Genomic DNA, 17,363 nt, shown 5'->3' on the forward strand with positions numbered 1-17,363 from the left:
GAACTTTCCCCGACGGCTTGCGCGCCGGCCGGCGTCAGCCGCGTTCGCCGGGCTCCTGCCGGTAGTTGTGCCGCGGCGGCGAGGGCAGCGGCTCCGCGTCCGGCGGCGGCAGGTCGCCATAGTAGTCCGGCGGCGGCGGCGGCGCGACATGCACCTCGCCCGGGACCACGTGCACCGCGGGAGCCTCGACATGGACGGGCGGGGCCTCGACGGTGACGGGCGGGGCGGTCACCACCGTCGGCGGAGCGACGTGCACCTCAGGCGCGGCGACGTGGATCTCCGGACCGGCGACATGGACCGGCGGCGACTGCACGTAGACCGGCGGCGCCTGGACATACACAGGCGGCGCGGCGTGGACGACCGGGGGCTCGAAATAGACCTCGGGCGGCCGCACGTGGATCTCGGGCGGAGCGACGCGGACCGGCGGAGGGGCGACCTCGATGTGTCGGCGCTCCGCATGGTAGTCGCGCTCGTCGTACCAGCTCTCCGACCGCTCGTAGCGTTCTTCCTCGTAGTACGACTCCGACCGCTCATAGACGGCTTCTTCGCGCTCGTAGCCGTAGCCGTAGTCGCGAGGCGGCGGGGCGCAGTCGCAGCCGCGGCGGAAGGCGGGCGCGCCGCGCCAGCCGATGTATTGGCGGCCGAAGCCATGCACGGCGTAGCCGAACGGCGCGCTGACCGGGCCGGGGCCGAGATGTTCGATCGGGCCGTAGTAGGCTTCCGAATAGCCGTAGCCTCCGCCCTCGGCGTAGCCGCCGCCGCCGACGTAGACGGTCCCGCCGCCCCGCGCGGCGCCGGCCCCGCGCGACCAGGTGCGGGCGTTCAGATGGCTGCGGGCGTCGGCTGCGGCGTACGCCCGCGCCGAGGCGCTGGCGTTGGCGTTGACGTTCACATTGACGTTGGCGTGGCCGCCGTAATGCGGCGGGGGCGGCGGCGGGCGATGATGGCCGCCGCCTCCGCAGCCGCCTCCGCAACCCGGCGGACCCCCCGGTCCTCCCCGCTCGCCTGCGAAGGTCGGCCCGGCCGCCAGGAGGAACGCCGCCGCGGTGGCTGCGACCAGAGGGTGTATCGGCATGGGACAGACTCCTTCTACTGCAAGGAGATCAGGCAAGGGGCGGGCCGTACCGTGCGCCGGACCGGGACCGCGGGGCCGATGACGCCGGGCCCGGGACAGGCTATCTCCGCCCCATGTCGCGCTACGACCTCTCCACCCGCGCCGGCCGCTTCAGGGCCCGCTGGGACTATGTGTGGAAGGACCACGCCTTCCTGCGACGGTGGTTCATGAACGCCCACTGGCTGGGGCCGGACCTGGTGCGGACCAACCAGCCGTCGCCCCGGCAGCTGGCGTACTGGAAGTCGCAAGGCATCAGGACGGTCATCAACCTGCGCGGGGCGCGGGACGAGGCCTACTATGCGCTGGAGAAGGACGCCTGCGCGCGACTGGGCCTGACCCTGATCGACGCGCCGCTGGACAGCCGCGACCCGCCGCAGCGGGATCGCATCCACCGGGCGCGGGAGCTGTTCCGGACCATCGAGTATCCGGTGCTGATCCACTGCAAGTCGGGCGCGGACCGGGCGGGGATGATGGCGGTGCTGTACCGCCACTTCCACCTGGGGGAGCCGATCTCGGAGGCCATCCGGCAGCTGGACAAGAAGTACCTGCACCACCGCGAGGGGCTGACCGGCGTGCTGGACTACACGCTGGAGAAGTACCTCAGGGAGGTGGAGCCGACCGGGCTCAGCTTCATCGACTGGATCGACAGCGAGGCCTACGATCCGAAGGCGATCCGGGCCGAGTTCAAGGCGCAGTGGTGGGGCACGCTGCTGACCGAGAAGTTCCTGCGCCGGGAGTGATCAGCCCCAGGGGCCGCGGGCGGGGCCGGACGGCGGATCTCCCGGGCGGTTCCGGTTGGCGATTTCGGCCTCGCGGCGCGCCTTGCGGTCGGCCTCCCAGCGCGTGAACCAGCGCCGCCAGTCGCGCTCGCCACGCAGGACGAACAGCCAGAGGGCCAGCGTGCCCAGCATGAAGACGAGGCTGGCGATCTCCTCGGCGCCGAGCGTGCGTCCGAACAGGGTCACGGGCGCGGTTCGGCGTCGGGGCGGGACGGCGGGGCCGCGTCGGCGCGGGTGACCGGATCATTCCACGCGGTGTCGGTTTCGCCCGGGAGCGGGTCCGGCCGGTCGGCGGGCTTGCGGCGCACGGCCCACAGCACGATGCCCACGCCGAGGACCAGCAGAACGACGACGATCAGGGTGGTGGTCATGGGCGGGCCCTCCATAGCGTGGCTGTCGCGGGGAAAGCGCGCCAGACGCCGCCGGGGTTCCGTCTACTGGCCGTCGCCGCGCGGGTCGATCAGCCGGTGGGCGTGGAGGATGAAGTATCGCATGTGCGCGTTGTCGACCGTCGCCTGGGCCCGGGCCTTCCACGCCTTGCGGGCCTCCTCGTAGTTCGGGAAGGCGCCGACGAACTCGACCTTGGACAGGTCGCGGAACACCGGTGCGTCGAGGTGGCGCAGCTCGCCGCCGATGACGAGGTGAAGCAGCTGGGGCGTTTCGGTTTCGGCGGTCATGGGCGTTCCGGGTCGGGAGGGGTCACGGCGCGAGCGGAATAGGCGCTGTGGTCGGGGGGATCAAGGATTTGGCCGATCTCGACGCTTCTGGCATCATCTGCAGATGGCGGATGAACCCGACAATCTGGTTCTGGTCTATCTGCGCCGCATCGACGCGAAGGTCGACGCGCTGGCGCAGCGCGTCGACGATCTGACGCACCGGATGTCCGCCGTGGAATCCGGACTCGCGGCCGTCCGTCGGGATCTGGGGTATCTGGCCGAGGCCGACGCCCGCCTGCAGTCCGCCTTCGACCGGCTGAGGCAGGATGTCGACCGGATCGAGCGCAGGCTGGACCTCGCGGAGGAGCCTGCGCCTAGCCCGCTGTAGCCGGGAGCGGGATCGACAGCGTGCGGCGGACGATCTGGGGGTGCAGTGCCGGAGCGGCGCAGACGAGGCTGTTCTGTCGCGGATCGGGGCGGTTGAAGCGCCAGGCGCCGCCGTGGTGGTCGCTGACCCGGCCGCCCGCCTCCTCGACGATCAGGGCCCCGGCGCAGACGTCCCAGTCCCACTTCGGCGTGAGCGCGATGGCTGCGTCGAAGGCGCCGGCGGCGACCAGGGCGATGCGGTAGGCGATGGCGTTGCGTTTCTCGAACCGCATCGCGGGCCACGGCTCGGGCCAGTGGGGACCTTCCAGAAGGCGGGCGTCGGCGAGCACCGAGGCGTCGTCGAGGTCGGTGGTGTCGGAGGCGCCGATCGGGGCATCGTTCAGGGTGGCGCCGCCGCCGAGGGTCGCGGCGAAGGTCTCGCCGAGCGTCGGGGCATGGATGACCGCGGCGACGGGGCGGCCGTCCTCGACCACGGCCACGGGGATGCACCACCACGGCTTGTTCTTCATATAGGCGACGGTGCCGTCGATGGGGTCGACCACGAAGACCCGGCGGCGGGCCAGGCGGTCCGGGCCGTCGGCCGTCTCTTCCGACAACCAGCCGTAGTCGGGGCGGGCGGTCAGCAAGGCGTCGCGGAGCAGACGATCGACCGCCATGTCGGCGGAGGTGACGGGCGAGCCGCCCGATTTGGACCAGATCTTCAGCCCCTTCTCGCGTTCGGCGAGGGCCAGCCGGCCCGCCTCGGTCGCCGCGTCGAGGATCAGGGCCAGATCGGCTGCGAGACCGCTCATTTCCCGGCGATGGCGACCGCGTCGAACAGCAGCGACGGGCTGTTGAAGCTGCCGCGGAACTCAAGGTCGGAGCCGGGGACGAGGCGCGCCCAGAGGTCCTTCAGATTGCCGGCGACGGTGATCTCGCTGACCGGGTGGGCGAGCGCGCCGCCCTCGAACCAGAAGCCGGAGACGCCGGCCGACCAGTCGCCGGTGTTGGCGTTCAGCGACGGCCCGAACATGGAGGTGATCAGCAGCCCGGTTCCGGCGTCGGCCATCAGGCCGGCGAGATCTCTGTCGCCGGGCTCGAGGTGCAGGTTATGGGTCGACACGCCGGGCGGGCCGGCGAGACCGCGCGAGGCGTGGCCCGTGGACGCCAACCCCAGCTGCGCGGCCGAGGCGGTGTTGAGCAGCCAGGTGGTCAGGACGCCGCCCTCGACGATGGCCTGGCGCGTCACCTCGACGCCCTCGTCGTCGAAGGGCGCGGAGCCGAGACCGCGCGGGCGGAAGGGATCGTCGATCAGGTCGACGCCGGGCGGCAGCACCGTCTGGCCCAGACGGTCCTTGAGGAAGGAGGTTCCCCGCGCGATCGACGGCCCGGAAATGGCGCCGAGCAGGGGCGACAGAACCTGCGCCGCGACGCGGTTCTCGAAGATGACGGGGGCGGTGGTCGAGGCGATCTTGCGCGGGCCGACGCGGGCGACGGCGCGGCGAGCGGCCTCGGCGCCGATGGTCTCCGGCGTGGGAAGGTCAGAGAGGTGGCGCACGGCGCGGTGCTCGCCGCCACGCTCCATGGCGCCGTCCTTCTCGGCGATGACGCCGACGCCGAGCGAGAAGGCCGAACCCTGCCATGCGCCGTCGAAGCCGTGCGAGGTGACCAGACGCCAGCGGCTGGCGGAGGTCGCGGCGTGGCCGCCTTCGGAGCGGGCTACGCCTTCGACGGCCAGCGCGACGGCTTCGGCTTCGGCGGCGGCGGCCTCGAGTTCGGCGGCGCCGCGTTCGGTCGGGTCGAACAGGTCGAGGTCCGCGAAAGGCGTCCGCGCAAGACGGTCCTGCGGCGCAAGGGCGGCGTAGGGATCCTCCGGGGCGAGGCTCGCCATGGCCACGGCTCGCTCGACGAGCCGGGCTCGTGTGGCATCCGAAAGGTCCGAGGCGGAGACGGTCGCCTGACGGCGGCCGATGAAGACCCGCAGGCCGAGGTCGCGACTTTCCTCGCGCTCGACGTCCTCGAGCCGGCCGTTGCGGACGCCGACGGAGAGCGAGGCGCGCTCGGAGGCGACGGCTTCGGCGGCGTCGGCGCCCGCCCTGAGGGCGGCGGCGACAAGATCGGGCAGGATGTCGGGAGAGGCGGCGTCAGACGGGGAGGTCATGCCCCGATATGGCCGGGCGCTCTCGCGGGCGCAACCGCCGCCCCGATCAGTTCTCCCGGGCGATCGGATAGAGCCGGTAGCGCTCGTCGTAGAAGGGCGTGCGTTCGTAGAACCACTGCAGGCGCGCGTCGCTGTCGGCGGCGAACGCCGGGTCGGCGGCCAGCCTGGCTTCGAACTCGGCCTTGAGCGCCGGATCGGCGGCGAGCATGCGTTCGGCCAGCGGCGCGATGGCGTAGCCCTCGATATACTCGACGCGGCTCAGCACCTCGGGGAAGAGGCCCCAGGCGAACAGGCTCTCGGAGGACTGCGGCTCGAGCAGCAGGACGACGATGTCGCCGAGCGGCTGGTCGGTCGGGACGCGGACCGACCCGGGCTGGAAGGTCCAGTCACGGCGCTCCGGCGTCACCGAGGTCACGGCGACGGGCACGTGCCCTTCATTGGCGCGGGTCGCCAGCTTCGGGTCGTCGAGGCGGAGCATCTCGACCTGAACGGTGCGCGGCGCATCGAGCGTCTCCATGGTCACCCCGTGGGCGCGCAGGCGCTCAATGACGTCGGACCGGTGCGCGGGCACCCAGTAGGCTTCCGGACGTCGCAGCGTCAGGGTCGGATGTGAGCCGTAGAAGGGCATGGCCCAGGGCTCGGGGTCGGGTTCGCCGAGCCAGCGGACCTCCTGCCGGCCGGAAGCCGGGCTGTCGTACATCTCGTAGCGAATGCCCTTGAAAGCCCGGGTGGTCGTGGGCGTCTCGTCGGCGACGAAGTTGGCGGGGATTTCGGCCGGGCGCAGGGCGCTGTCCTCGGCGATGGCGGCGCGCAGGTCGGCGCCGTGTTCGGCCAGCAGGCGCATCGCCTGTTCGAGGAAGACGTAGGTCCCGAGCACGCGCTGCTCGTGCGGCTTGAGGCTGTGGTTCTCGATCAGGATGGTCGGCACATGGGCGGCCGAGCCCCAGCCGTTGGAGAAGCGCTCGCCGAGGCCGCCGTCGGACAGTCCGGCGCGGGGATCGGAGTCGTCGACGCCGAAGACCAGCTCGCCTGGGATGTGGCCTCGGGCCTCGAGCGCGGCGTTCATGGCCGGCTTGAAGGCGGAATCGAGCCAGCGGGCGATGGCCGGAGAGCGCGACCAGACGCCGTTCTCGCCATTGTACCCGTAGGTGACGTCGTACTGGTAATCCATGCCGTCGGTGACGTGGACGTCGACGTAGAGATCGGGACGGTACTTCAGGATCAGGCCGCGGACGGCGCGCATCTCGACCTGGTCGAGCTTGAGGTAGTCGCGGTTGAGGTTCTGGTTGGTGGCGGTGTTGCGCCAGCCCTGAACGCGCGGCCCGCGCTGGTTCGGGCGGGCGTAGGCCGAGGCGCGCTCGTGGCCGTCGACGGACAGGATGGGGATCAGGATCAGGTTGACCCGGTCCAGCAGTTCATCCTTGCCATGGAAGGCGATGTCGCGGAGCAGCATCATGCCTGCGTCCTTGCCGTCGATCTCGCCGGGATGGATGCCGGCCTGGGCCAGCAGCACGGGTTTGGCCGGATCGAAGGCGGCGCCGTCCTTCGAGGCGATGACGGCGTAGATCGGCCGGCCCTCGGGCGAGACGCCGAACTGCTCGATGCGGATCAGGTCCGAGGCGGCGTCCAGCCGGTCGAACCACGCGCGGGTGTCGGCATAGGTCGGGCTGAAGTCATGCGCCGGGTCGGCCTCGAACGGCGTTACCCACGGATCGGAAGCGTCGCGCAGCAGGTCGCGGCTGGCTCCGTCCCACGCCGGCGCGGGCGGCAGGAAGGGCTGGTCCCACGGAGCGGCGTTGGACAGGGGCGGGGTCTGGGACATGGCGAGACTCGGCGACAGGACGAGGGCGGCGCAAAGGAGCGGGAGGAGACGCATGACGGCTTCCTCGTCCAATCGGAGCGGCGGGGCAAGCGCCGGTCAGAGCGCCGAGGCGCCGGGATGGTCCGGGGCGAGGGTCGAAAGGCTGTGCGGCGCGACCGCGGACCCGACGGCCGTGACGAGGTAGATGGCGATGTGCAGGCCGATCAGAACGGCGAACAGGCGGGCGCGTCGCGCGAACGCGGCGGGGACCACGAGCGCCAGGTAGAGCGCCATGGTGAAGCCATAGGCGGTCAGAACCACGACGGCGTCGGGCCTGCCGACGTTGGCGGCCACCGTCGCCAGAACCATCAACAGGTTGGCGGCCACCGTCAGCAGGAGGACCACCTTCTTGTTGGCTCAGAAGTGGTCGTCCAGCGACTGGCCGTCGGCGAAATCATGGGGAAAGATCAGCGAAGCGGCGATGAAATAGACCAGCGCGATGCCCAGGCCCGCGACGAGCAGGCCGTAGCTTAAGGGCAGGTGGCGGAAGTTGGTCCAGGCCGAGTCCCAGAAGCTGGCGATGTCCAGACCCACGAACAGGGCCAGCATGGGCGTGAGGTAGCCGATGCGGATCTTGCGGCGATGCTGGATGGCCGTGGCCACGCCGGTGGCGATGACCGCCACCGACAGGCCAAGCAACAGCCCGTAAAAGCTGAAGAAGAATTCGAAGGCGCTCATGGCGCGCCGTCAGACCCGCGTCAGCGGTTCCGCTTGGCCTCGAGACGGTCGACGGTCCGCTGCGCCGCATCCCGGCGGGCGGTGAGCGCGGCGATCTGGCGTTGCTGGTCCGCCGAGAGCCCGCCGGCGGACTCGCCCGCGGCGCGGATGTCAGAGATCTGGCCGTCCAGTTCGCTGACCTCGTCCTCGGCGTCGTACAGGCGGTTCAGTTCGGCCTCGGAAAGCGACGGGCGACGCGGCGCCTGTCGGGCGGCGCCCCGCCCGGTGAGCACCTGGGCATCGGCGGCGACCGGAATGGTGACGACCGGCGCGGCGATGGCGAGGGCGAGAACAGCGACAAGGGTGCGCTTCATTGAGGGAGGTCTCCGCGGAAGGAATTCGCGCGAGATTATTACCGTTCCTTCATTTGAAAAGCCCTTTTGGGCCACAATTCGCAGGACTTTGAAGCTCGCAGCTATCCCTTGCCGCCCTTCCAGATCGGCGAACCGTCGCCCGGGAGCCCCAAACGCCCCCACATCCCCGTGACCCGCTCGACCACGTCGGCGTCCATGCGGATTTCCTCGCCCCATTCACGCTTCGTTTCAGGCGGCCACTTGTCGGTGGCGTCCAGCCCGATCTTGGAGCCGAGGCCGCTCTCGGGACTGGCGAAGTCGAGGTAGTCGATGGGGGTGTTCTCGATCACCGTGATGTCGCGGGCCGGGTCCATCTTGGTGGAGATGGCCCACATGACCTGTTTCCAGTCGCGGGCGTCGACGTCGTCGTCCACGACGATGACCCACTTGGTGTACATGAACTGGCGCAGGTAGCTCCAGACGCCCAGCATCACCCGCTTGGCGTGGCCGGGGTAGGCCTTCTTCATCGACACCACGGCGATCCGGTAGCTGCAGCCCTCGGGCGGCAGCCAGAAGTCGGTGATCTCCGGGAACTGCTGGCGCAGCAGGGGGATGAAGACCTCGTTCAGCGCCTCGCCCAGAACCGACGGCTCGTCCGGCGGGCGGCCGGTGAAGGTGGTCAGATAGATCGGGTCCTTGCGCATGGTGATGGCGCTGACCTGGAAGACGGGGAAGGTCTCGACCGAGTTGTAGTAGCCGGTGTGGTCGCCGTAGGGGCCTTCGGGCGCGTGCTCGTCGAGCAGGACGTGGCCTTCCAGCACGATCTCGGCCTGGGCCGGGACCATCAGGGGCACGGTCTTGCACGGGACCAGCTCGGCCTTGGCGCCGCGCAGCAGGCCGGCGAACTGGTATTCCGACAGGGTGTCCGGCACGGGCGTGACGGCGGCGAGGATGGTGCCGGGATCTGCGCCGAGGACGACGGCGCAGGGCAGGGGTTCGGTGCTGCGCTTCCTGTGACGGGCGTAGTGCTGGGCCCCGCCGCGGTGGGCCAGCCAGCGCATGATGGCCTTGTCCTTGCCCAGCACCTGCATGCGGTAGATGCCGAGGTTGAAGTCGTCCTCGCGGGCGTCGGACGGACCCTTGGTGACCACCAGCCCCCAGGTGATCAGCGGGGCCGGCTCGTCGGGCCAGCAGCCCTGCACCGGGAGCCTGGTCAGGTCGATCCGGTCGCCCTTGAGCACCACCTCCTGCACCGGCGCGGACTTCACCACCTTCGGCCGCATCGACATGACGGTCTGGGCCAACGGCAGCATCTCCATGGCGTCGCCAAGACCGCGCGGCGGCGTCGGGTTGCGCAGGAAGGCCAGCAGTTCGCCGACCTCGCGCAGTTCGGCGGCGGTGGTGCGGGCCTTCTTCTCCAGCGTCACGCCCATGGCCACGCGCTTCACCGTGCCGAACAGGTTGGCGAGGCAGGGGATCGGGCTGATCGAGCCGTCGGGCATCACCGGCTTTTCGAACAGCACGGCCGGGCCGCCGTTGCGCAGCAGCCGGGTCTGGATCTCGGTCATCTCCAGATGGGTGGAGACAGGCTCGGTGACGCGGACCAGCTCGCCTTCGGCTTCGAGCAGGGCGATGAAATCGCGCAGGGACTTGTAGGCCATGCGGCGAGCCTTAGGCGGGGCCGCGCCGGCTGTCACCTGCGATCAGTAGGCGCGGGTGTCGGAGACCAGGGCCCACAGGGGCAGACGCAGGGCGGCGGTGGCGGCGCCCAGCTGGACGCTGTCGAGGTGGGCGCGACCGGCCTCGGCGCGGCGCTCTTCCTCGGGCGAAATCTCCATCAGGCGGGCGAGCTCGTCGACCGTGACGCCGCGCCGCTCGCGCCACCGCTTCAACCTCGCGCCGACCGCCGCGTCGGACGGATCGACGCCGGGGAACCCCAGCACCGAACCCATGAGCGTCGCCTCCGTGCGAGCCCGGTTCAGCCGCCGGGCTTCAGGCCCATTCTTCATCCCATTTGAAGGCGGGATCAATCCAGTCGCCGAGGCGGCCGTCGGGGCGGGCCAGGGCGTGGATGCGGTCCATCTCCTCGGCCGAGAGCTCGAAGTCGAAGATGTCGAAATTCTCGGCGGCGCGGGATTCCTTCGACGTGCGCGGGATGGCGATCACCTCCTGCTGGATCAGCCAGCGCAGCGTGACCTGGCCGGGCGTCTTGCCATGGGCGCGGGCGATGTCCTTGAGGGTCGCGTCGTCGGCGACCTTGCCCTGGGCCAGCGGCGACCAGGCGGTGATCGAGGAGCCGAGCTCGCGCGCGGCAGCCTTGAGCGTCGAGAGCTTGAGGTAGGGGTGGTACTCGACCTGGTTGGTGACCAGCCGGGCGGGGGACAACGACTGGGCGCGACGGAACTCGGCCGAGGGGAAGTTGGACAGGCCGATGGCGCGGGTCAGGCGGCGCGCCTTCGCCTCGTTGAGGGCCCCGAGGGTCTCCTCGAAGGAGGGCTTCGGCTTGGGCCAGTGCAGCAGCAGCAGGTCGGGGGTGAAGCCGAGGCTGGCGGCGGATTCCTCGGCCTGCTTCATCAGGTCGTCGCGGTGGAAGTGGTCAACCCAGATCTTGGTGGTCAGCCAGACGTCCTCGCGGGCGACGTGGCCGGCCTCGATCGCGTCGCGGATGCCGTCGCCGACCGCCTTTTCATTGCGATAGATCCAGGCTGTGTCGATGTGGCGGTAGCCGATGCGCAGGGCCTCGGCGACCATGCGGCGGGCGTCGTCGGGTTCGAGCATCCAGGTGCCGAAGCCGAGCAGGGGAATGCGGTTTCCGTCGACGACGATCGCGGGCTGGTCGGTCATGGCAGGCTCCGGTGCTGGGGGCGGCTTACCTATGCCGCGCGGCCCCGGGTTCAAGCAGCCAGTCGGCGATCTCGTTCCAGAGCGGCTCCATCCCGCGGCGGAAGGCGCCCTCGTGGCCGATGCGAAGAACGTCGTAGTCTCCCGGCGCGCGGAGGACGGTCTCCTTCGGCGCATTCGGATAGATCCGAAGCAGGCTTTCGGAGGCGGCCGGGGTGGCGATCGGGTCGTCGGTGAAGATCCACGAACGAATCGGGGCGGCGACGGCGTCGAAATCGTGGGGACGGAGCCGGTCCTGCAACTCGCCGAGGAAGTAGTCGCGCCTGTGGCACCAGCGCTTCCACGTCTCGAACACGCCGCGCGGCAGGTCGGTCCCGGCCCAGAGGCCGCCGCCGCGAACGTAGCCGCGCCGGGCGAGGCTATACGGGCCGTAGCCGTGCCAGAAGAACAGCTCCAGCGGATTGTATGAACGGTGGTGCGCGACCCACCAGCCGCTGCCGACCGAGACGAAGGCGTGCCGTGCGATGCGGTCATGGTTGGGCATGAAGCCGAGGAAGTGGCCGCCGACGCTGTGGCCGACGTGAAGCAGGGGAAGGCCCGGCGTAGCCCCGGCGAGGGCGTCCACCGCCGCCGGCATGTCGAGCCGGCCCCAGTCGGGATAGTCCATCTGCATCGCCGCGAGGTCCTCGGGGCGCGAGCCGGCGATGCCGCGGAAATCGTAGGTCAGCACTGCGGCGCCCCTGCCGGCGAGGTGGCGGGCGAAGCGATCGTAGAAGCCCTTGGGAAAGCCGGTGCCGGAACTGACCAGCACGGCGGCGACCGGAGCGGACGGGGCGACCAGCCGCATCGACAGCGGATATCCGTCGCCGGCGGGCGCGGTGAAGTCGCGGGTATCGAGGTCACTCGCAGGCGTGGGCATGGGTCCGTCCTGTTTCGCAACGAACCTAGGCCGATGACGCGGCGTCAGGTCAAGCCTTGGAGCGCGCGGCCCGGTCGGCTAAAGGCGGCGGCTGATTTCGCCTGCGAGACCCGCCATGACCGACGTCCTCCCCGACCGCCTCTGCGTCGACCCCGACAGCCCGTTCCACGACGCCGACGTGCTGGCGAAGGGGATCGGCGTGCGCTTCAAGGGCGAGGAGAAGACCAACGTCGAGGAATACTGCGTCTCGGAAGGCTGGGTGCGGCTGGCGGTGGGCAACCGCGTCGATCGTCGCGGCAAGGCGCTGACCGTCAAGCTGCAGGGCCCGGTGGAGCCCTACGTCAAGGGCGAGTGAGCCTCAGCCGACGCGGTCGAACTCGACCTGCTCGCCCGCGCTGTCGAGGATGAGCGAACCGTCCGGGAGGAGGGTGGCCCGGATCACCCGGTCCATGAAGCTTCCGAAGCGCTGTTCGAACGGGGTCAGGGTGCGCTCGCACACCAGCCCGTCGTCCGAGGTGATCTCCAGCAGCGGACCCTCCTGGCGGTAGCGCCAGCCGGAGAAGACGCAGGCGTTGGCGCCTATACGGCCATCGGAGATCGTGATCTCGACCGGGCCGGAGCCGGGCGGCGGCGCGGCGCCGTGGAAGAACTGCAGTCGCCAACGACCGGTGATGTCGATACGCGGCTGCGGCGGCGCGGGCTCGAAGACCAGCCTCGCCTCAGGCCCGGTCAGGCGCAGGGTTTCTTCCACACGCTCGGCCCGGGTCGCCTTCGACAGGCTGCGGCTGAACTCCGTCTCCCAGTCCGACAGGCCGCGGGCGCACATGGCGCCGGGGTTGGCTTCGGATACGACAAGGCGATCCCCCTGCCGGTCGTAGAGTCGCCAGAAGGCGACGCACTGGGATTGCGCCCGGAAGGTGAAGTCGCCCACGGTCATGGTGATCGGATGATGCGCGTCGTCCGGATCGGTGGCCGAGGGAGCCGGGCGCCCGTTCATTTCGGTCAGCCGCCATTCGCCGCGGATGTCGTCGAACGCCGGATGTTGCGTCGGGGCCTGCGATTGCGTGCGGGGCCCCTCGACGGGTGGCGCGGGACTGCAGGCGACCAGACACACTGCCATCAGAAGGATGCGCATGGCTCCAGAGCGAACGAGCAAGGCGGCGGTTTCATGTCTCGCCGCCCGGCCGAACGTCGGGCGCCGCTTGCGCCGCCGGCGACAAAACCCGGGCCAAGGCCGCTTCTCGCTCCGCGCCAGCCGGTCTAGGTTCGGCTCCTTCCTGAGTCCGGAGCCGTCAATGCGCCTGTCCGTCCGTCTTCTCGCCGTCAGCGCGACCGCGCTGAGCCTCGCCGCCGCTCCGGCTCTGGCCCAGGACGCTCGCACCCTCCGCGAGGCCGAACAGCTCCGCGACAGGGCGCTGCACGACAACGTCGCCTATGAGCTGGTCGAGGAGTTGACCACGCGGTTCGGTCCGCGGCTGGCCGGGTCGGCGTCGGAACAGGCCTCGGCGCGCTGGGGTGCCGACAGGTTCCGCGAGATGGGTTTCGACAACGTCTCGATCGAGGAATTCCCCTTGGCGCTGTGGACCCGGGGCGAAGCGCGGGTGGAGATCCTGTCGCCCTTCCCGCAGCCGCTGCAGGTCGTGGCCCTGGGCGGCTCCATGGCCACGCCCGCGGAGGGGATCGAGGGCGAGGCCGCCATCTTCGAGACCTACCAGCAGTTGCTGGACCAGCCGGAGGGGGCCCTGGCCGGCAAGATCGCGGTGGTGCTGCAGGACACGGTGCAGGCCCAGGACGGGCGCGGCTACGGCGCCACTTCGCCGATCCGCGGGAACGGGCCGTTCGAGGCGGCGAAGCGGGGCGCGGTCGGCTATGTGCTGCGCTCGCTGGGCACCCATGACCACCGCTTCGCCCATACCGGCGCGACGCGGGTGGGCGAGGGCACGGTGCCGGCTTTCGCCATGAGCCCGCCCGACGCCGACCAGCTGCGCCGCATGGTGGCCATGACCGACCAGCCGGTGCGGATGCGGCTGTTCTCGACCGCCGGCTTCACCGCCGACAGCCACAGCCAGAACGTCATCGGCGAAGTGCGCGGTTCGGGAGCCGCCGACGAGGTCATCGTCATCGGCGGCCACCTGGACAGCTGGGACCTGGGCACCGGGGCCATCGACGACGGCGCCGGGGTGGCGATCACCGCCGCCGCCCTGAAGCTGATCGAGGACATGCCGCGCCGGCCGCGCCGGACCATCCGGGTGGTTTGGTGGGGCTCGGAAGAGGTCAGCCAGCCGTCGCCCGCGCAGGGGCTGGCCGGGGCGCGCTTCTACGCCCAGAGCCGCAGCGGCGAGATGGCGAACCATGTGGCGGTCAGCGAGAGCGACTTCGGGGCCGGGCCGATCTACAGCCTGAACCTGCCGGCCGGGGCGGCGGACACGGACTTCCGGCGCGCGGCGCAGGCGGTGCTGACGCCGCTGGGCGTGCTTTTCGACCCGGCCCCGGCGACCGGCGGCGGCCCCGACACCGGGCCGACGGTGGCGGCGGGCGTCCCGGCCTTCCGGCTGAACCAGGACGGCACTGACTATTTCGACACCCACCACACCGTCGACGATGTGCTTGACCGGATCGATCCTGAGGCGATGGACCAGAACGTCGCCGCCTGGGCCGCCTTCCTGTGGCTGCTGGCCAATTCGGACGTGGACTTCCGGACCCTGCGGGGGACCGCGACGCCGACGAACTGAGGGTTGTGGCTTGACCGGGCGCGGTTGCATGCGACGGTAGCGAAACGTTCCGGAGGGAGGGCCGAATGACCGAGGGGCAGAGCCAGGTCGTGATCGTTCAGTCGCAGGGCAACGGGCTGGCGGTCGCCTCGCTCGTTCTGGGCATCCTGTCGATCCTGTTCGTGTGGATCCCGTTCATCGGGCTGGTGGCGTGGATCCTGGCGCCGATCGGCCTGGTGCTTGGGCTCGTCGGGCTAAGCAGGCCCACCGGGAGGGGAATGGCGCTCGCCGGCTCGATCTGTTCGGGGATCGGGCTGCTGGGCTGCATCGGCTGGCTGGTGCTGATCGGAGCCGCGGCGACGGTCGGCGCCTGATCCGTTGGCCGCAGGACGGCCGACTGCTAGACGACGCCCGCCGCGAGCGTGGCGAAACTGGTAGACGCAAGGGACTTAAAATCCCTCGACTTCGGTCATGCGGGTTCGATCCCCGCCGCTCGCACCAGTCCGCAGCAGGCTTTCCGGCTCAGGGCGCGGGGTGGGCGGCGGTGAAAGGCTGGTCGAGCCAGTCGCCGAGCTCATGGTCGGGAACCTTGGTCAGGTTCTTGCCGAGCGTGCCCGCGATACGGGTCCCGCCGCCAAGCCGGCGACGAAGTGTGGCGAGGAGCCGCGGCGAGGCCACGAGGACGACGCCTCCCAGCCGATCGCTCTCCGCGCGGGCCGAGGCGCGGCCGGCGACCTCGCCCATGAAGGCTTCCTTGGCGGGCGTCAGCAGATCTTCCGGTCCTGCGCTGGAGCGACGCGGATCGTGGCTGGAGAAGACCCGCACCGGCGGATTGGCCCGCAACTCCCGGCGCAGCGCCCGGAGATGATCGGTGTGGTCGATCTCCTCGATGGTGACGTAGTGGCGGCCTTCCGCCGCACGCTTGACCAGTCGGGCGCGACCGCCATCGGCGAGGACATAAAGGAGGGGGTTTCTGGTCATGGAGACTCCCGGTCAGACATTTCGTGCAGAGAGCCGCGGCGCGCCGGGGATTCTGGTCGGGCCGCAGCGCGCGGCGACGCTCTTTGTTGGATGAAAAGCCTGCCGCCCCGGGAAACGGCTCGCCTTGAGCGAGATCAAGCGTAGCGCCTCGTCGGGCCGGGTGCGCCGCCGTGGCGGACCTCGGGGCTCCGCGACCGGACACCTCACCCTGAAATCCCGGAGTTCGTCTTTGCGCCAGCGCAATGCCGGAGGTCGCGATCACAGGCACGGAGGCCGTTACCAATTCGCGTGGGGACGTCCGCAACATGCCGACACAATCGAGGACCGCAGGCGCGCCAGGAGACGTGACCTGGCTGTTCCTGTCAGTGGGACTGCTGACCTTGCTGGCCCTTCTGGGGACCGGCATGACCGAGGATCCCGCCTTCCGGCTGCAGGGCGCTATCCTGCTGGCGGCGGGCGTGGCTTCGCTGGCCGCCCTGACCATCGGGATCGGCAATGATCGCTTCCGCTCCGACCCTTCGCGATACGCCGACGGCGTCATCCGCGCCGGGGTCATCGCCACGGTGTTCTGGGGACTCGTCGGCATGCTGGTCGGCGTCATCGCCGCGGCCCAGCTGGCCTGGCCCAACCAGCTCTATTTCCCGGAGCATGGCTGGACCAACTTCGGACGCATCCGGCCGCTGCACACTTCGGGCGTGATCTTCGCCTTCCTCGGCAACGCCCTGATCGCCACCTCCTTCTGGGTGGTGCAGCGGACCTGCAAGGCGCGGCTGTTCGGCGGCGTGCTGCCGTGGTTCGTGTTCTGGGGCTACCAGCTGTTCATCGTCCTGGCCGCGGTCGGCTACCTGGCCGGCATCACCCAGTCGCGCGAATACGCCGAGCCGGAATGGCTGACCGACCTGTGGCTGACCGTGGTCTGGGTGGCCTATCTGCTGGTCTTCCTGGGCACGATCTGGAAGCGCAAGGAGCCGCACATCTATGTGGCCAACTGGTTCTACCTGGCCTTCATCGTCACCATCGCCATCCTGCACATCGTCAACAACCTGGCGATTCCGGTCGGGCTGACCGAGGCGCGCAGCTACTCGGCCTTCGCCGGCGTGCAGGACGCCCTGACCCAGTGGTGGTACGGCCACAACGCCGTGGGCTTCTGGCTGACCACGGGCTTCCTCGGCATCATGTACTACTTCGTGCCCAAGCGGGCCGAGCGGCCGGTCTATTCGTACCGGCTGTCGATCGTCCACTTCTGGTCGCTGATCTTCATCTACATCTGGGCCGGTCCGCACCACCTGCACTACACGGCGCTGCCGCAGTGGGCGCAGACCCTGGGCATGACCTTCTCGGTGATGCTGTGGATGCCGTCGTGGGGCGGCATGATCAACGGCCTGATGACCCTGTCGGGGGCGTGGGACAAGCTGCGCACCGACCCGGTGATCCGCATGATGGTGGTCGCCATCGCCTTCTACGGCATGGCCACCTTCGAGGGCCCGCTGATGTCCATCCGGACGGTCAACGCCCTCTCGCACTACACCGACTGGACCGTCGGCCACGTCCACTCCGGCGCGCTGGGCTGGAACGGGCTGATCACCTTCGGCGCGATCTACTGCCTCGTGCCGTGGCTGTGGAAGAAGCCGGAGATGTATTCGAAGGCCGCCATCGAGTGGCACTTCTGGATCGCGACCACGGGCATCGTCCTTTACATCACCTCGATGTGGGTCTCCGGGATCATGGAAGGCCTGATGTGGCGCGAGTACACGCCGGACGGCTTCCTCGCCAACAGCTTCATCGAGACGGTCTCGGCCAAGCACATCCAGAACGTGATCCGGGTGCTGGGCGGTCTGATGTTCTTCAGCGGAACGGCGATCATGGCCTGGAACGTCTGGAAGACGATCCGCATGGCCGCCACCGACACGAAGACCGTCCTGTCCTCGACGATCGAACCCCAACTCCTGCCCGCGGAATAAGCG

General features: G+C 70.0%; 22 protein-coding genes and 1 tRNA gene. 7 read left to right on the top strand and 16 right to left on the bottom strand.

Annotation, left to right across the window (positions count from 1 at the left end):
- Positions 1-34 precede the first annotated feature (34 nt).
- Positions 35-1,075 carry a hypothetical protein gene (locus tag BM333_RS12835; protein WP_092312350.1) on the bottom strand — a complete coding sequence of 347 codons (1,041 nt, stop codon included), beginning with the start codon at positions 1,073-1,075 and terminating at the stop codon, positions 35-37.
- 113 nt (positions 1,076-1,188) lie between these two features.
- Here BM333_RS12835 and BM333_RS12840 point away from each other — a divergent pair, with 113 nt between their 5' ends.
- Entirely contained in the window at positions 1,189-1,854 is a 666-nt protein-coding gene (locus BM333_RS12840; protein WP_092312353.1) for a protein tyrosine phosphatase family protein, read from the top strand.
- Here the strand turns inward: BM333_RS12840 and BM333_RS12845 are convergent, their stop codons facing one another.
- The 3 genes from BM333_RS12845 to BM333_RS12855 all read right to left on the bottom strand — a co-directional run bounded on the left by BM333_RS12845 (position 1,855) and on the right by BM333_RS12855 (position 2,570).
- Positions 1,855-2,079: a hypothetical protein gene (locus BM333_RS12845; protein WP_092312356.1), complete on the bottom strand. Its 225-nt coding sequence runs from the start codon at positions 2,077-2,079 to the stop codon at positions 1,855-1,857. It abuts the gene before it with no gap.
- A complete protein-coding gene (locus BM333_RS12850) occupies positions 2,076-2,264 on the bottom strand; it encodes a hypothetical protein (RefSeq protein WP_092312359.1) in 189 nt (62 codons plus the stop codon). Before BM333_RS12850 ends, BM333_RS12845 begins: the two co-directional genes overlap by 4 nt.
- A 63-nt stretch (positions 2,265-2,327) precedes the next feature.
- Positions 2,328-2,570, bottom strand: coding sequence for a DUF4170 domain-containing protein (locus BM333_RS12855; RefSeq protein ID WP_092312362.1), 243 nt, complete (start codon positions 2,568-2,570; stop codon positions 2,328-2,330).
- A gap of 103 nt (positions 2,571-2,673) precedes the next feature.
- Between BM333_RS12855 and BM333_RS12860 the strand changes: the two genes are divergently transcribed.
- A complete protein-coding gene (locus tag BM333_RS12860; protein WP_092312365.1) occupies positions 2,674-2,937 on the top strand; it encodes a hypothetical protein in 264 nt (87 codons plus the stop codon).
- Here BM333_RS12860 and BM333_RS12865 read toward each other — a convergent pair.
- From BM333_RS12865 to BM333_RS12910, 10 genes are all read right to left on the bottom strand, one after another.
- Entirely contained in the window at positions 2,924-3,727 is an 804-nt protein-coding gene (locus BM333_RS12865) for a 3'(2'),5'-bisphosphate nucleotidase CysQ (protein WP_092312368.1), read from the bottom strand. The two genes, BM333_RS12860 and BM333_RS12865, sit on opposite strands and share 14 nt — an antisense overlap.
- Positions 3,724-5,076, bottom strand: a complete 1,353-nt coding sequence (locus BM333_RS12870) for a TldD/PmbA family protein (RefSeq protein WP_092312371.1) — start codon at positions 5,074-5,076, stop codon at positions 3,724-3,726. The genes BM333_RS12865 and BM333_RS12870 overlap by 4 nt, the downstream gene beginning before the upstream one ends.
- A 46-nt stretch (positions 5,077-5,122) precedes the next feature.
- Positions 5,123-6,952, bottom strand: coding sequence for a M14 family metallopeptidase (locus BM333_RS12875; RefSeq protein ID WP_092312374.1), 1,830 nt, complete (start codon positions 6,950-6,952; stop codon positions 5,123-5,125).
- A 42-nt stretch (positions 6,953-6,994) separates the two neighbouring features.
- Entirely contained in the window at positions 6,995-7,282 is a 288-nt protein-coding gene (locus BM333_RS12880) for a hypothetical protein (RefSeq protein WP_092312377.1), read from the bottom strand.
- A gap of 12 nt (positions 7,283-7,294) precedes the next feature.
- Positions 7,295-7,615, bottom strand: coding sequence for a hypothetical protein (locus tag BM333_RS12885; RefSeq protein WP_092312379.1), 321 nt, complete (start codon positions 7,613-7,615; stop codon positions 7,295-7,297).
- Positions 7,616-7,635: 20 nt separating this feature from the next.
- The gene (locus BM333_RS12890) at positions 7,636-7,968 is read right to left on the bottom strand and encodes a hypothetical protein (RefSeq protein ID WP_092312382.1); all 333 of its coding nucleotides are present in this window, start codon (positions 7,966-7,968) and stop codon (positions 7,636-7,638) included.
- Positions 7,969-8,069: 101 nt separating this feature from the next.
- Complete coding sequence (locus BM333_RS12895; RefSeq protein WP_092312385.1) at positions 8,070-9,608, bottom strand: UbiD family decarboxylase; 1,539 nt, start codon at positions 9,606-9,608, stop codon at positions 8,070-8,072.
- 42 nt (positions 9,609-9,650) lie between these two features.
- Positions 9,651-9,899 carry a helix-turn-helix domain-containing protein gene (locus BM333_RS12900; RefSeq protein WP_092312388.1) on the bottom strand — a complete coding sequence of 83 codons (249 nt, stop codon included), beginning with the start codon at positions 9,897-9,899 and terminating at the stop codon, positions 9,651-9,653.
- Between the two features lie 40 nt (positions 9,900-9,939).
- Positions 9,940-10,791 (bottom strand): aldo/keto reductase, encoded by an 852-nt coding sequence (locus BM333_RS12905; protein WP_092312391.1) that lies wholly within the window; start codon positions 10,789-10,791, stop codon positions 9,940-9,942.
- Positions 10,792-10,816: 25 nt separating this feature from the next.
- Complete coding sequence (locus tag BM333_RS12910; protein WP_092312395.1) at positions 10,817-11,707, bottom strand: alpha/beta hydrolase family protein; 891 nt, start codon at positions 11,705-11,707, stop codon at positions 10,817-10,819.
- Positions 11,708-11,822: 115 nt separating this feature from the next.
- Between BM333_RS12910 and BM333_RS12915 the strand changes: the two genes are divergently transcribed.
- Positions 11,823-12,062: a DUF3297 family protein gene (locus BM333_RS12915; RefSeq protein ID WP_092312398.1), complete on the top strand. Its 240-nt coding sequence runs from the start codon at positions 11,823-11,825 to the stop codon at positions 12,060-12,062.
- Positions 12,063-12,065: 3 nt separating this feature from the next.
- Here BM333_RS12915 and BM333_RS12920 read toward each other — a convergent pair whose 3' ends face one another.
- Positions 12,066-12,842: an META domain-containing protein gene (locus BM333_RS12920; RefSeq protein ID WP_092312402.1), complete on the bottom strand. Its 777-nt coding sequence runs from the start codon at positions 12,840-12,842 to the stop codon at positions 12,066-12,068.
- A gap of 160 nt (positions 12,843-13,002) precedes the next feature.
- On the opposite strand from BM333_RS12920, the gene BM333_RS12925 reads away from it, so the two are divergent.
- The 3 genes from BM333_RS12925 (at position 13,003) to BM333_RS12935 (ending at position 14,919) form a co-directional block, all read left to right on the top strand.
- Positions 13,003-14,439 carry a M20/M25/M40 family metallo-hydrolase gene (locus BM333_RS12925; RefSeq protein WP_092312405.1) on the top strand — a complete coding sequence of 479 codons (1,437 nt, stop codon included), beginning with the start codon at positions 13,003-13,005 and terminating at the stop codon, positions 14,437-14,439.
- 65 nt (positions 14,440-14,504) lie between these two features.
- Positions 14,505-14,792 (top strand): hypothetical protein, encoded by a 288-nt coding sequence (locus tag BM333_RS12930; RefSeq protein WP_092312408.1) that lies wholly within the window; start codon positions 14,505-14,507, stop codon positions 14,790-14,792.
- A gap of 42 nt (positions 14,793-14,834) precedes the next feature.
- Positions 14,835-14,919 (top strand) — tRNA-Leu (locus tag BM333_RS12935).
- A 21-nt stretch (positions 14,920-14,940) separates the two neighbouring features.
- Here the strand turns inward: BM333_RS12935 and BM333_RS12940 are convergent.
- Positions 14,941-15,399 (bottom strand): host attachment protein, encoded by a 459-nt coding sequence (locus tag BM333_RS12940; RefSeq protein WP_092312411.1) that lies wholly within the window; start codon positions 15,397-15,399, stop codon positions 14,941-14,943.
- Between the two features lie 305 nt (positions 15,400-15,704).
- Here BM333_RS12940 and ccoN point away from each other — a divergent pair, with 305 nt between their 5' ends.
- Complete coding sequence (gene ccoN / locus BM333_RS12945; RefSeq protein WP_092312518.1) at positions 15,705-17,360, top strand: cytochrome-c oxidase, cbb3-type subunit I; 1,656 nt, start codon at positions 15,705-15,707, stop codon at positions 17,358-17,360.
- The last annotated feature ends 3 nt before the right edge of the window (positions 17,361-17,363 follow it).

This window comes from Brevundimonas viscosa, from assembly GCF_900116065.1.
In the GTDB taxonomy this organism is placed as follows: Bacteria; Pseudomonadota; Alphaproteobacteria; order Caulobacterales; family Caulobacteraceae; genus Brevundimonas; species Brevundimonas viscosa.